The sequence below is a fragment of the Pseudomonas inefficax genome (assembly GCF_032164165.1).
Taxonomy (GTDB): domain Bacteria; phylum Pseudomonadota; class Gammaproteobacteria; order Pseudomonadales; family Pseudomonadaceae; genus Aquipseudomonas; species Aquipseudomonas inefficax.
In genome coordinates this window covers 752,458-765,988 of the sequence record NZ_CP134401.1, presented here as the reverse complement: position 1 = coordinate 765,988, position 13,531 = coordinate 752,458, and the positions used below count along the sequence as shown (strand labels likewise).

7 protein-coding genes and 1 other RNA gene are annotated in these 13,531 nt (G+C 63.7%); 6 read left to right on the top strand and 2 right to left on the bottom strand.

Annotated elements, in window-relative coordinates; translation table 11 throughout:
- Window positions 1-73: 73 nt before the first annotated feature.
- Both xdhB and xdhA read right to left on the bottom strand, forming a co-directional pair.
- Window positions 74-2,473, bottom strand: a complete 2,400-nt coding sequence (xdhB, locus tag RIN61_RS03400) for a xanthine dehydrogenase molybdopterin binding subunit (RefSeq protein WP_112253036.1) — start codon at window positions 2,471-2,473, stop codon at window positions 74-76.
- Window positions 2,466-3,920 carry a xanthine dehydrogenase small subunit gene (gene xdhA, locus RIN61_RS03395; RefSeq protein ID WP_112253035.1) on the bottom strand — a complete coding sequence of 485 codons (1,455 nt, stop codon included), beginning with the start codon at window positions 3,918-3,920 and terminating at the stop codon, window positions 2,466-2,468. Before xdhA ends, xdhB begins: the two co-directional genes overlap by 8 nt.
- Before the next feature lie 268 nt (window positions 3,921-4,188).
- Here xdhA and RIN61_RS03390 point away from each other — a divergent pair, with 268 nt between their 5' ends.
- From RIN61_RS03390 to RIN61_RS03365, 6 genes are all read left to right on the top strand, one after another.
- On the top strand, window positions 4,189-4,848 hold the full coding sequence (locus RIN61_RS03390) for a GntR family transcriptional regulator (protein WP_015271155.1): 660 nt from the start codon (window positions 4,189-4,191) through the stop codon (window positions 4,846-4,848).
- Between the two features lie 3 nt (window positions 4,849-4,851).
- Window positions 4,852-8,340 (top strand): chromosome segregation protein SMC, encoded by a 3,489-nt coding sequence (gene smc / locus RIN61_RS03385; RefSeq protein ID WP_313855786.1) that lies wholly within the window; start codon window positions 4,852-4,854, stop codon window positions 8,338-8,340.
- Between the two features lie 205 nt (window positions 8,341-8,545).
- Window positions 8,546-9,436, top strand: coding sequence for a cell division protein ZipA (zipA, locus tag RIN61_RS03380; protein WP_112253032.1), 891 nt, complete (start codon window positions 8,546-8,548; stop codon window positions 9,434-9,436).
- Between the two features lie 237 nt (window positions 9,437-9,673).
- Window positions 9,674-12,004, top strand: coding sequence for an NAD-dependent DNA ligase LigA (ligA, locus tag RIN61_RS03375; RefSeq protein ID WP_313855781.1), 2,331 nt, complete (start codon window positions 9,674-9,676; stop codon window positions 12,002-12,004).
- Between the two features lie 315 nt (window positions 12,005-12,319).
- An RNA gene (gene ffs, locus RIN61_RS03370) (signal recognition particle sRNA small type) lies at window positions 12,320-12,416 on the top strand.
- Window positions 12,417-12,624: 208 nt separating this feature from the next.
- Window positions 12,625-13,524, top strand: a complete 900-nt coding sequence (locus tag RIN61_RS03365) for an EamA family transporter (RefSeq protein WP_112253030.1) — start codon at window positions 12,625-12,627, stop codon at window positions 13,522-13,524.
- The last annotated feature ends 7 nt before the right edge of the window (window positions 13,525-13,531 follow it).

Here is a 13,531-nt window from a genome sequence, read left to right as displayed (position 1 = left end):
TTCACCCGCGAATGCGGCGGTGAAACCACTATCGCATTCGCAGGTAAACCCGCTCCCACAGGGCCCTGCATTGTCAGTGAGGCACGGTTTCCAGTTCCTGTTCGGCAGGTTGCGCTGCAGCCACCGCCTTGCGCATCTGCTCGCAACCCCACAACACTCGCTCCGGCGTCGCCGGCGCATCCACCTGTGGCTGCACGCGGTAGTCGGCGATGCTGGCCACGGCGTCCTTGATCGCGCACCAGGCAGCGATGCCGAGCATGAACGGCGGCTCGCCCACGGCTTTGGAATGGAACACGGTGTCTTCCGGGTTCTTGCGGTTCTCCACCAGCTTCACCCGCAAATCCAGCGGCATGTCGGCCACTGCCGGGATCTTGTAGCTGGCCGGGCCGTTGGTCATCAGCTTGCCCTTGGCGTTCCACACCAGCTCTTCGGTGGTCAGCCAGCCCATGCCCTGAATGAAGCCGCCTTCCACCTGGCCGATGTCGATGGCCGGGTTCAGCGAATCACCCACATCGTGCAGGATGTCGGCACGCAGCATCTTGTATTCGCCGGTCAGGGTGTCGACCACCACCTCCACGCAGGCTGCGCCGAAGGCGAAGTAGTAGAACGGCCGGCCACGTGCCTGGCTGCGGTCGTAGTAGATCTTCGGCGTGCGGTAGAAGCCGGTGCTGGACAGCGACACCTGGGCGAAATAGGCCTGCTGCACCAGCTGCTCGAAGCTGACGATCTGGTCGCGCACGCGCACATGGCCGTTGCGGAACTCGACGTCTTCCTCGGTCACCTGGTAGTGCCGCGCGGCGAACTCGGTCAGGCGCTTCTTGAGGATTTCGGCAGCGTTCTGCGCCGCCTTGCCGTTCAGGTCGGCACCACTGGAGGCCGCGGTCGGCGAGGTGTTGGGCACCTTGTCGGTATTGGTGGCGGTAATCTGGATGCGGCTGAAATCGACCTGGAAGATTTGCGCCACCACCTGCGCCACCTTGGTATTCAGGCCCTGGCCCATCTCGGTGCCGCCATGGTTCAGGTGGATGCTGCCGTCGGTGTAGATATGGATCAGCGCACCGGCCTGGTTGAGGAAGGTGGCGGTGAACGAAATACCGAACTTGACCGGGGTCAGCGCCAGGCCTTTCTTCAGGATCGGGCTATTGGCGTTGAAGCGGCGGATCGACTCGCGGCGCTCGGCGTAGTCACTGCTGGCTTCCAGTTCGGCGGTCATCTCTTCGAGCATGTTGTGCTCGACGGTCTGGTAGTAGTGGGTGACGTTGCGCTCGGTCTTGCCGTAGTAGTTGGCCTTGCGCACCGCCAGCGGGTCACGGCCCAGGTGGCGGGCGATGTGGTCCATCACCTGCTCGATGGCGACCATCCCCTGCGGGCCGCCGAAACCACGGTAGGCGGTGTTGGAGGCGGTGTTGGTCTTGCAGCGGTGGCCGTGCACCGTGGCATCGCCCAGGTAGTAGGCGTTGTCGGAGTGGAACATGGCGCGGTCGACGATCGAGCCGGACAAGTCCGGCGAATAGCCGCAGTTGCCCGCCAGGTCGAAGTTGATGCCGTGCAGGCGCCCGTCGTCGTCGAAGCCCACATCGTATTCGACGTAGAACGGGTGGCGCTTGCCGGTCATGGTCATGTCCTCGACCCGTGGCAGGCGCATCTTGGCCGGCTGGCCGGTCAGGCGCGCCACCACGGCACACAGGCACGCCGGGCTGGCGGCCTGGGTTTCCTTGCCGCCAAAGCCGCCGCCCATGCGGCGCATGTCCAGCACCACCTTGTTCATTGGCACATCGAGTACTTCGGCGACCAGTTTCTGCACTTCGGTGGGGTTTTGCGTGGAGCAGTAGACAATCATGCCGCCATCTTCGGTCGGCATCACCGAGGAAATCTGCGTTTCCAGGTAGAAGTGTTCCTGGCCACCGATGTGCAGCGTGCCCTGGATGCGGTGCGGGGCACTGGCCAGGGCAGCAGCGGAATCGCCACGCTGGTGGGTGTGGCTGTCGAGCACGAAGTGTTTCTTGCGCAATGCCTCGACCACATCCAGCACCGGCTCCAGGTCTTCATATTCGACGATGGCGGCCATGGCCGCACGGCGTGCGGTGTCGAGGTCACGGGCGGCCACGGCGAGCACCGGCTGGCCGAAGAACTCGACCTTGTCGATGGCCAGCAGCGGGTCGCCGGCCACCACAGGGCCGATGTCCTTGAGGCCAGGGATGTCTTCGTGGGTGATGGCGATGCGCACGCCCTCGAAGGCATAGCACGGCGTGGTGTCGATGCGCAGGATGCGCGCGTGGGCGCGGTCGGCGGTGCGCGCATAGACGTGCAACTGGTTGGGGAATTCCAGGCGGTCGTCGATGTACACCGCGTCGCCGGACACATGCTTGTCGGCGCTGTCGTGCTTGACGCTGCGGCCGACCCCGGTGGTCAGGTCCTGGCTGAACAGTTCGGCCATCTCGGCCTGGCTCTTGGCTACGTGATGGTTAGACATAAGCGGTCACCCGGGTTTCGATGTACGGCGTTTGCTGTTCGATGAAGTACTTGCGCAGCAGGTTCTGCGCGGTCAGCAGGCGGTACTCCTTGCTGGCGCGGAAGTCGCTGAGCGGGGTGAAGTCTTCGGCCAGGGCCTGGCAGGCGCGCTCGATGGCGGCCTGGTTCCAAGGCTTGCCGCGCAGCGCTGCTTCACAGGCACGGGCCCGTTTGGGGATCGCCGCCATGCCGCCGAAGGCGATGCGCACACCGCTGACCACGCCGTTTTCGATGCTCAGGTTGAAGGCACCGCACACCGCAGAAATGTCATCGTCCAGGCGTTTGGACACTTTATAGGCGCGGAACGCCCAGTCGCTGGTGGCGCGCGGCACGATGATCTTCTCGATGAACTCGCTGTCCTGGCGGGCAGTGATGCGGTAGTCGATGAAATAGTCTTCCAGCGGCATCACCCGCTGACGCTCGCCCTGGCGCAGGACGATCTGCGCGTCCAGGGCAATCAGCAGGGGTGGCGAGTCGCCGATTGGCGAAGCGTTACCGATATTGCCGCCCAGGGTGCCCTGGTTGCGGATCTGCAGCGAGGCGAAGCGGTGCAGCAGGGCGCCGAAATCCGGGTATTCCTCGTTCAGCGCGCCATAGCAGTCGGTGAGCGGGGTGGCGGCGCCGATTTCCAGGTGGCTGGCGGTCTTCTCGATGCGCTTGAGTTCAGCCACATGGCCGACGTAGATCATCACCGGCAAGGTCTTGTGGAACTGGGTGACTTCCAGGGCCAGGTCGGTACCGCCGGCCAGCAACCGCGCTTCGGGGTGCGAGCTGTACAGGTCGGCCAGATCGGCCACGGTCAGCGGTACCAGGCAGCGCTTGTCGCCGCTGTTCAGTTCTCCGGTCTGGGTTGGCGCAATGGCCTTGAGGCGGCTGATGGTCTGTGCCTGCTGGGCATCGAACTGGTCGCGGCAGGGCTGGCGGCAGCTCTGCTCGGCGGCGTCGAGGATCGGCCGGTAGCCGGTGCAGCGGCACAGGTTGCCGGCCAGGGCTTCCTGGGCCTGGTGCAGGTCGGGGCCGCTGCTGTTCTTCTGCAGGGCGAACAGCGACATGACGAAGCCGGGTGTGCAGAAGCCGCACTGCGAGCCATGGCAATCGGCCATGGCCTGTTGCACGCTGTGCAGTTGGCCCTGGTGCTTGAGACCCTCGACGCTGATCAGTTGCTTGCCGTGCAGCGACGATACGAAGGTCAGGCACGAGTTGAGGCTGCGGTAGCGCAGGCTGTCGTTGCCCTGGTCGTCCTGGGTCAGTTCGCCGACCACCACGGTGCAGGCGCCGCAGTCACCACTGGCGCAGCCCTCCTTGGTGCCAGGTTTGCCCAGGTGCTCACGCAGGTACTGCAGCACCGTCATGTTCGGGTCCAGGGCATGCTCACTACGCAGCTCCTGGTTGACGAGAAACTGGATCACGGGGATGGCCTCGCAATGGTTTTATTGTTGTTGGGCGGACTCTAAGCAAGAGCTGTCCTGCTGGTCAATAATTTTCTGACTCAAAGGTCAGGAAATTGTTCGTGTCACTGCCCAACGGCTCACATTGCCCATATGCCAAGCATAGATCGCGCCGCGCTCGGGGTTGCCTGTCGGGTCAAATAAACCGCCTGGCCCCTCTGCGCGATCAACGGTCAAGTACGCTACAATTCGCTGCTTGTGCCCAGTTCAATGATTTTGAAGGAAAACCATGACGTTCAAGGCCCCGGACAGCCTCTCCGAGCAGATTGCCGATTACCTGGCCGAACGCATCATTCGCGGCGAGCTGGCGCCAGGCGAGCGTATCCAGGAGCAGAAGGTCACCCAGGCGCTGAATGTCAGCCGCGGCTCGGTGCGCGAGGCGCTGCTGATCCTCGAACGCCGGCACCTGGTGGCGATCCTGCCGCGCCGGGGTGCTCATGTGACCGAACTCGACGAGCGAAGTGTGCGCAGCCTGTGCGCACTGATGGGCGAGTTCTACATCCTGCTGGGTAACGCGGTTGCGCAAAAATGGCGCACCGATGCTGACCTGCGCCCGTTCCTGGAGATCCAGCAGCGCCTGCAGCGGGCCCATGACCAGCTGGACATCAAGGCCTTCGTCGCCGACAGCTTCGCGGTCATGCGGGCGGCCTATCCGTTCGCCGACAACCCGTTCCTGCAGGAAACCGTGGAAAACCTGCAGCCGGCGATGAGCCGTGCCTACTACCTGTCGCTGGACCAGCGCCAGGCCAACATGATCGATTACCTGGACCTGTTCGCCCGCCTGCTCGACGCCGTGATCGCCCGTGACCTGCCGCGCATTCGCGAGGTGCTCACCGCTTATGGCCAGCGCAGCTGCGAACTGGTGCTGGCGGCGTTGGCCCGAGGCTGACCGATGCGCCTGAAGTGCATTCGCCTCGCCGGGTTCAAGTCGTTCGTCGACCCGACCACGGTCAACTTCCCCAGCAACATGGCGGCCGTGGTCGGCCCCAACGGCTGTGGCAAGTCCAACATCATCGATGCCGTGCGCTGGGTGATGGGCGAGAGTTCGGCGAAGAACCTGCGCGGCGAGTCGATGACCGATGTCATCTTCAATGGCTCCAGTGGCCGCAAGCCGGTCAGCCAGGCCAGCATCGAGCTGGTTTTCGACAACAGCGAAACCACCCTGGTCGGCGAATATGCCGCCTACGCCGAGATCTCGATCCGCCGCAAGGTCACCCGCGACGGGCAGAACAGCTACTACCTCAACGGCACCAAGTGCCGTCGGCGCGATATCACCGACATATTCCTCGGCACCGGCCTGGGGCCGCGCAGCTACTCGATCATCGAGCAGGGCATGATCTCCAAGCTGATCGAGGCCAAGCCTGAGGAGCTGCGCAACTTCATCGAGGAAGCCGCCGGCATCTCCAAGTACAAGGAGCGCCGCCGTGAAACCGAGAGCCGCATCCGCCGCACCCAGGAAAATCTGGCGCGCCTGACCGACCTGCGCGAAGAACTGGAGCGCCAGCTGGAGCGCCTGCACCGCCAGGCCCAGGCGGCCGAGAAGTACCGCGAATACAAAGCCCAGGAACGCCAGCTGAAGGCTCGCCTGTCTGCCTTGCGCTGGCGTGACCTGGACGATCGGGTGCGCCAGCGCGAGGCGGTGATCGGTGACCAGGATGTGGCCCATGAGGCGCTGGTGGCCGAGCAGCGCAATGCCGATGCCAGCATCGAGCGCCTGCGCGATGGCCATCACGAATTGTCCGAGCGCTTCAATCAGGTGCAGGGCCGCTTCTACTCGGTGGCCGGTGACATCGCGCGGGTCGAGCAGAGCATCCAGCACGGCCAGCAACGGCTGCGCCAGTTGCAGGATGACTTCAAGGAAGCCGAGCGCACGCGCCTGGAGACCGAGTCGCACCTGGGCCACGACCGTACCCTGCTGGCTACCTTGGGTGAAGAGCTGGCCATGCTCGAACCCGAGCAGGAAATGACCCTGGCCGCTGCCGAAGAGGCCGCCGCTGCCCTTGAAGAAGCCGAGCTGGGCATGCACGGCTGGCAAGAGCAGTGGGACAGCTTCAACAGCCGTTCCGCCGAGCCCCGGCGCCAGGCCGAAGTGCAGCAGGCGCGCCTGCTACAGCTGGAAACCAGCCTGGAGCGCCAGGCCGAGCGCCAGCGCAAGCTGGGCGAAGAGCGTGAGCTGCTGGGCAGCGAACCGCAGGATGCGGCCATGCTCGAACTGGCCGAGCAGCTGGCCAGTAGCGAAATGTTGCTGGAAGAGTTGCAGTTGTCGGAAGAGCAGGTGGTCGAGCGCCTGGAAGGCGCACGTGAGCAACTGCAACAGGCCACCCAGGCCCAACAACAGGCGCAGGGCGACCTGCAACGCCTTGGCGGTCGCCTGGCATCGCTCGAAGCCTTGCAGCAGGCCGCCCTGGAGCCGGGTGCAGGTGCTGCGTACTGGCTGCAGGACCAAGGCCTGGAGCAACAGCCGCGGCTGGCTGAAGGGTTGCGGGTAGAGCCGGGCTGGGAGCTTGCGGTAGAAACCGTGCTCGGCGCCGACCTGCAGGCCGTGCTGGTGGACGACCTCGGTAACCTCGATTTTACCGGCCTGGAGCAGGGCGAGTTGCGCTTGCTGCTGGCCAGCGGTACCGGCTCGTCGCTGCCCGGCAGCCTGCTGGAAAAGGTCGAAGGCCAGGTCGACCTGGCGCCCTGGCTGGGCCAGGTCAAGCCCGTGGAAGGCCTGGCCCAGGCACTGGCGCAGCGCGCCTCGCTCGGCGAAGGCCAGAGCCTGGTCAGTCGCGATGGCTACTGGGTTGGCCGGCACTTCCTGCGGGTGCGTCGTGGCAGCGAAGCCGAAGGCGGCGTGCTGGCACGCGGCCAGGAGATCGAGCGCCTGGGCCAGCAGCAACTGGAGCAGGAAGCGGCGCTGGAGCATTTGGAGCAGCAACTGCAGGCCCTGCGCGAGCAGCAGTTGGACCTGGAAGAACAGCGTGAGCAGCTGCGTCGCCGAACCCAGGAAGAAAACCGCCTGCATGGCGAACTGAAGGCCAACCTGTCGGCTGGTCGCGCACGTGCCGAGCAGGTCGAGCTGCGCCGCCGGCGCCTGCAGGAAGAGCTGGCCGAACTGGAAGAGCAGCGTGCCCTGGAGCACGAGCAACTGGGCGAAGCCCGCCTGTTGCTGCAGGAGGCACTGGAGCTGATGGCCCAGGATACCGAGCAGCGCGAGCAGTTGATGGCCCGCCGCGACACCCTGCGCGAAAGCCTCGACCGGGTGCGTCAGGAGGCCCGTCAGCACAAGGATCACGCCCACCAGCTGGCTGTTCGCCTGGGCTCGTTGCGTGCCCAGCACGACTCCACCCGGCAGGCCCTGGAGCGCCTGGAACAGCAGGCCGCGCGCCTGACTGAGCGCCAGGAGCAACTGAGCCTGAACCTGGAGGAGGGCGAGGCCCCGCAGGAAGAGCTGCGCCTGAAGCTGGAAGAGTTGCTGGAGCGGCGCATGAGCGTCGACGAGGAAATGCGCCAGGCCCGCCTGCATATGGACGAAGCCGACCGCGAACTGCGCGACGCCGAAAAGCGCCGTACCCAGGCCGAGCAACAGGCCCAGCTGCTGCGTGGCCAGCTGGAGCAGCTGCGCCTGGAATGCCAGGGCCTGGATGTGCGGCGCAAGACCTTGCAGGAGCAGTTGCTGGCCGATGGCTACGACCTGCAAGGCGTGCTCGCCACCCTTGAGGCCGAGGCCAGCGAGCAAGGCACCGAACAGGAACTGGAACAGCTCGAGGCGCGTATCCAGCGCCTGGGGGCGATCAACCTGGCAGCCATCGAAGAGTACGAGCAGCAGTCCGAGCGCAAGCGCTACCTGGACGCCCAGGATGCCGACCTGGTCGAAGCGCTGGAGACTCTGGAAAATGTCATTCGCAAGATCGACAAGGAAACCCGCAACCGCTTCAAGGATACCTTTGATCAGATAAATGCCGGATTACAGGCACTTTTCCCAAAAGTTTTCGGTGGTGGCAGCGCTTATCTGGAACTGACGGGCGAAGATCTACTCGATACAGGGGTAACGATCATGGCGCGGCCACCGGGCAAGAAGAACAGCACCATCCATCTGCTGTCCGGCGGCGAGAAGGCACTGACCGCATTGGCGCTGGTGTTTGCCATCTTCAAGTTGAACCCCGCACCGTTCTGCATGCTCGATGAGGTCGACGCGCCGCTGGACGATGCCAACGTCGGGCGTTACGCCCGTCTGGTCAAGGAAATGAGTGAAAGCGTGCAGTTCATCTACATCACCCATAACAAGATTGCCATGGAAATGGCGGACCAATTGATGGGGGTGACCATGCATGAGCCGGGCTGTTCGCGTCTGGTTGCCGTCGATGTGGAGGAGGCCATGGCCATGGTCGACGCCTGATGCTCGACGATAAGGGCATATTCTGTAGCGAAATGCCCCCGCCATGTGCGACAGACGGTGTAAAGTTGTCTTTGGTCGTGCTAGCTTAATGTCACTCGTTTTTTGCGTGGGTAAAACGCCTGTCAGAACATAGAGTTGGCGCCACGTGTTAAAGGGCTTTGAACCCTTTGTTTTCAAGCATATTTTTATAGAGGCACGGGATTACATGGAAATCGGTCTGCGCGAGTGGCTGATCGTCATCGGCATCATTGTCATTGCCGGGATTCTTTTCGACGGCTGGCGCCGCATGCGCGGCGGGAAAGGCAAGTTGAAATTCCGTCTGGATCGCAGTTATTCCAACCTGCCGGACGAAGAGGGCAATGCCGAAGTGCTTGGCCCGTCGCGGGTGCTGGATACCCACAAGGAGCCTGAGCTGGATGAAAGCGACCTGCCGTCGCTCAGCGCTTCTGCGCGTGATCGCGAGCGTGAGCCCAAACCGGCCAAGGCTGCCAAGCGCGGCAAGCGCGCCACCGCGGCTGCGGATGCACAGCAGGGCGACCTGAACCTGAGCGCCGAGCCGCGCGAGCCCGACCTGTTTGCCGACAGCGATGACGACTTTGCCGCGGAAAATACCCGCAGCAACGGTGCGGCGCCTGCCAGCAGCAGCGTCAAGGAGCTGCCGCCGGCCGAGGAAGTGCTGGTGATCAGCGTCATCTCCCGCGACGAGAGTGGCTTCAAGGGCCCGGCGCTGCTGCAGAACATCCTGGAAAGTGGCCTGCGCTTCGGTGAAATGGACATCTTCCACCGTCACGAGAGCATGGCCGGTCACGGCGAGGTGCTGTTCTCCATGGCCAACGCCGTCAAGCCCGGTGTGTTCGACCTGGATGACATCGACCACTTCAGCACCCGCGCGGTAAGCTTCTTCCTCGGCCTGCCGGGCCCGCGTCATCCGAAGCAGGCCTTCGACGTGATGGTGGCTGCGGCGCGCAAGCTGGCGCATGAACTGAACGGTGAGCTCAAGGACGACCAGCGCAGCGTGCTGACTGCCCAGACCATCGAGCACTACCGCCAGCGCATCGTCGAGTTCGAGCGCCGTGCGCTGACCCAGAAGCGCTGACAGATCCAGACGAAAGAGCAGCCTGAGGGCGTGCTGGTCGGTTCGGGTAATGCTGTTGCCTGTGTCGGCCTCTTCGCGGGTAAACCCGCTCCCACAAGGACACCACAAACCGCAAGGGCAGTGGAGTCCCTGTGGGAGCGGGTTTACCCGCGAAGAGGCCGGCACAGGCAATAAAACCCTGAACACCAGGCACCAACCCCAGGCTGCTCTTTTGCTTTGCAAGAGAAGACAAATCCCATGACCGCCGAAACCCGTATCCACGAACTGCGTGCCGAGCTCGACCAGCACAACTACCGCTACTACGTGCTCGATGAGCCAAGCGTGCCCGATGCCGAATACGACCGCCTGTTCAACGAGCTCAAGGCGCTTGAAGCCGAACACCCGCACCTGGTGACCCCTGACTCGCCCACCCAGCGCGTTGGTGGCGAAGCCCTGCCCGCGTTCAGCCAGGTGCGCCACGAAGTGCCCATGCTCAGCCTGGGCAACGCTTTCGAAGAGGCCGACCTGCGTGAATTCGGCCGCCGGGTGGTAGACGGGCTCGATCAGCCCGGTGCGGTCGACTACAGCTGCGAGCCCAAGCTCGACGGCCTTGCGGTGAGCTTGTTGTACCGCGACGGCCAGCTGGTGCAGGGCGCCACCCGTGGCGACGGCACCACCGGCGAAGACATCAGTGCCAATGTGCGCACCGTGCGCAACATCCCGCTCAAACTGCAAGGCCAGGGGTGGCCGGCGGTGCTGGAGGTGCGCGGCGAGGTGTACATGAGCAAGGCCGGTTTCGACCGGCTCAACGCCGCCCAGGCCGAAGCCGGCGGCAAGACCTTCGCCAACCCGCGCAACGCCGCAGCCGGCAGCCTGCGTCAGCTGGATTCGAAAATCACCGCCAGCCGCCCGTTGGAGTTCTGCTGCTATGGCGTCGGCCAGGTGTCCGCGAGCATCGGCGACAGCCACATCGGCATCCTCGAGCAGCTCAAGGCCTGGGGCCTGCCGATCAGTCGCGAACTCAAGCATGCCGCCGGCATCGAAGAATGCCTGGCCTACTACCGCGACATCGGCGAGCGACGCAACAGCCTGCCGTACGAAATCGACGGCGTGGTGTTCAAGGTCAACAGCCTGGCCGCCCAGCGCGAACTGGGCTTCCGCGCACGTGAGCCGCGCTGGGCGATTGCCCATAAGTTCCCGGCCATGGAAGAGCTGACCGAAGTGCTGGATGTCGAGTTTCAGGTCGGCCGCACTGGTGCGGTAACGCCTGTGGCACGACTGAAGCCGGTCAAGGTAGCCGGTGTGACCGTGTCCAACGCCACCCTGCACAACATGGACGAGATCGCTCGCCTGGGCCTGCGCATTGGCGACACGGTGATCATCCGCCGCGCCGGTGACGTGATTCCGCAGGTGATGCAGGTGGTGCTGGAGCGGCGCCCGGAAGATGCGCGCCCGGTGCAGGTGCCGAGTGAATGCCCGGTATGCGGCTCGCAGGTCGAGCGTACCCAACTGGTCAAGCGTAGCAAGGGCAAGGAAACCACCAGCGAGGGCGCGGTGTACCGCTGCGTCGGTCGCCTGGCCTGTGGCGCCCAGCTCAAGCAGGCGATCATCCACTACGTGTCGCGCCGCGCCATGGACATCGACGGCTTGGGCGAGAAAAGCGTCGAGCAGTTGGTGGACGAAGGCCTGATTGGCTCGCCGGCCGACCTGTACAAGCTGGAGTTCGACCAGATCGTCGGCCTGGAAGGCTTTGCCGAGGTGTCCAGCAAGAAGCTGCTGGATGCCATCGAAGCCAGCAAGCGCCCGAGCCTGGCGCGCTTCATCTACGCCCTGGGCATCCCCGACGTAGGCGAGGAGACCGCGAAGGTGCTGGCCCGCTCGCTGGGCAGCCTGGCGCGCGTGCAGCAGGCGCTGCCGCAGGTGCTTACCTACCTGCCGGACATCGGCCTGGAGGTGGCGTACGAGATCCACAATTTCTTCGAGGACGAGCACAACCGCAAGGTCATCAAGCAATTGCTCGATAGCGGCATGCAACTGCAGGACGAAGGCGAGCTGGCTGCCGAATTCGCCGCCAGTACCACGCTGGCCGGCATGATCGCCAAGCTCGACATTGCCTCGGTTGGCCCGACCGGTGCCGAGAAGCTCGTGGCCAAGCTCGACAGCCTGGAGAAGATCATTGCCGCCGACGGTATCGACCTGCGCCAGGCCCTGGCGGCCAAGCAGGCCGACGCCGTGCGCGAGTTCTTCAAGGATGAAGCCAACCAGAAACTGGCCCGGGACATCGAGGCACAGTTGCTGGCGTTCGGCATGCACTGGAGCAGCGAGAAGAAAGTGGCCGAAGGGCTGCCGCTGGCCGGCCAGACCTGGGTACTGACCGGTACCCTGGAGCGCATGAGCCGCGACATCGCCAAGGAAAAGCTGGAAAGCCTCGGGGCCAAGGTGGCGGGTTCGGTTTCCGGCAAGACCCACTGCGTGGTGGCGGGGCCGGGGGCGGGGTCCAAGCTGGCCAAGGCCAGCGAGCTGGGGGTCAAAGTGCTGGACGAAGATGCCTTCGTCACCTTCCTGGGCGAGCAGGGCATCGCTGTCTAGAAGGCCAATGGCAGATCTTGCTGCTTGCACGGTCCCTGTGGGAGCGGGCGTGCCCGCGAACACGGGCGAGGCCCGTGCCATCCACCGCGGCGCCTGCTTCGCGGGCACGCCCGCTCCCACAGGTCCTGCGCTGGTCTTGCTGTCAGCGTTAGCCCTGTAGGAGCGGGTTCACCCGCGAATTGGCAGCCCGTGGCCACCCCAACCCGGACAAGTCATTGAGAAATGATGACTTTTTCTCCTCCAGAGGTTGTATCTGCCCCCAAGACCGGTACAATGGCGCCACTCGTTGTTCAGCGAGCCTTGTAGTGGTGGCCCCATCGGTCCCCCCGCATTGATTACCCGTTAACCTGGTCAGGCCCGGAAGGGAGCAGCCATAGCGGGAACATCGAGTGCCGGGGTGTGGCTGGTGGGGCCGCCTCCATTTCCGGGGTATGAAAACCCCGCGTCTTGTCTATCCCAGTCACATCACAATGAAACGTTGCGTGCGTTGAAGGATGTGAGGCGGCATGAGCGCTTGTATTCACGCCGAGTAGGTTTTCTCACAGGCCGAGTCGAGTGCGCCTACATCTACTCTGCTGTGACAAAAATAGAGTGGTGCCTGCTAATCTGGGAGAGCAGGCATGAAAATGAGCAGGCGTGACTTGACCGTAGGTCTTCTGGTGACGGTTCTGTGGGGTGGCAACTACAGTGTCATCGAGCTTGGCTTGCGAGGGCTCGATCCCTATTTGTTGACGCTGTTACGCTTCACCTTCTGTGCGGTGCCGCTGGTTTTTTTTATCCGCCGCCCGGCCGGCGTTTCAGTGGCCGCCATGGCGGTATATGGCGTGCTGTTTGCCGTAGGTATCTGGTGGGTGGTCAACCTTGCCATGCACCAAGGCTTGAGTCCGGGTATGTCCTCGGTGTTCTTGCAGTTCAGTGCGTTCTTCACCATCCTGCTGAGCGCTATCTTTCTGCGTGAGCGTATCACCGCCGCCCATTCCTGGGGGATGGTCTTCGCGGCATGTGGGTTAGGCCTGATGCTGTTGGCGAGCAGCCAGTCGTCAACGGTGGTCGGTCTGCTGTTGGTGCTGCTTGCCGCGCTCGCCTGGGCTTTGTGCAATCTTTTGATCAAGCTCAAGCGCCCTGGTCAAATGACGGCCTTCATCGTCTGGTCGAGCTTGTACGCGCTGCCGGTCCTTGTGGTCCTCACGTTTGCCTCGCAAGGATGGTTGGCGTTCGAAGCCCTGGCCGGTGGCCTGGCATGGCCAACACTGTTTTCCGTGCTTTTCCAGAGCCTGATCACGACCATTCTGGGTTATCGCGTGTGGAACAACCTAATGAAGAAGTATCCGGCCACCCACGTCGCGCCCTTGTCGTTGCTGATACCAGTATCGGGCCTCGCAACTTCCTGGCTTTTCTTCGACGAGCAGATGAGTGCCGGGCAATGGCTGGCCATCTGCATGATCTTGACCGGCATCATGATATTCTTTTGCGGCCACTGGTTACGGACGCTCGGCGGGCGTTTTGCGCGGTTGGACTAAATGGAGG

What these genes read in the sequence shown, in the direction of transcription:
- smc (WP_313855786.1), top strand. Translation starts at nt 4,852, where the DNA reads ATGCGCCTGAAGTGCATTCGCCTCGCCGGGTTCAAGTCGTTCGTCGAC.
- zipA (WP_112253032.1), top strand. Translation starts at nt 8,546, where the DNA reads ATGGAAATCGGTCTGCGCGAGTGGCTGATCGTCATCGGCATCATTGTC.
- RIN61_RS03365 (WP_112253030.1), top strand. Translation starts at nt 12,625, where the DNA reads ATGAAAATGAGCAGGCGTGACTTGACCGTAGGTCTTCTGGTGACGGTT.
- RIN61_RS03390 (WP_015271155.1), top strand. Translation starts at nt 4,189, where the DNA reads ATGACGTTCAAGGCCCCGGACAGCCTCTCCGAGCAGATTGCCGATTAC.
- xdhB (WP_112253036.1), bottom strand. Translation starts at nt 2,473, where the DNA reads ATGTCTAACCATCACGTAGCCAAGAGCCAGGCCGAGATGGCCGAACTG.
- ligA (WP_313855781.1), top strand. Translation starts at nt 9,674, where the DNA reads ATGACCGCCGAAACCCGTATCCACGAACTGCGTGCCGAGCTCGACCAG.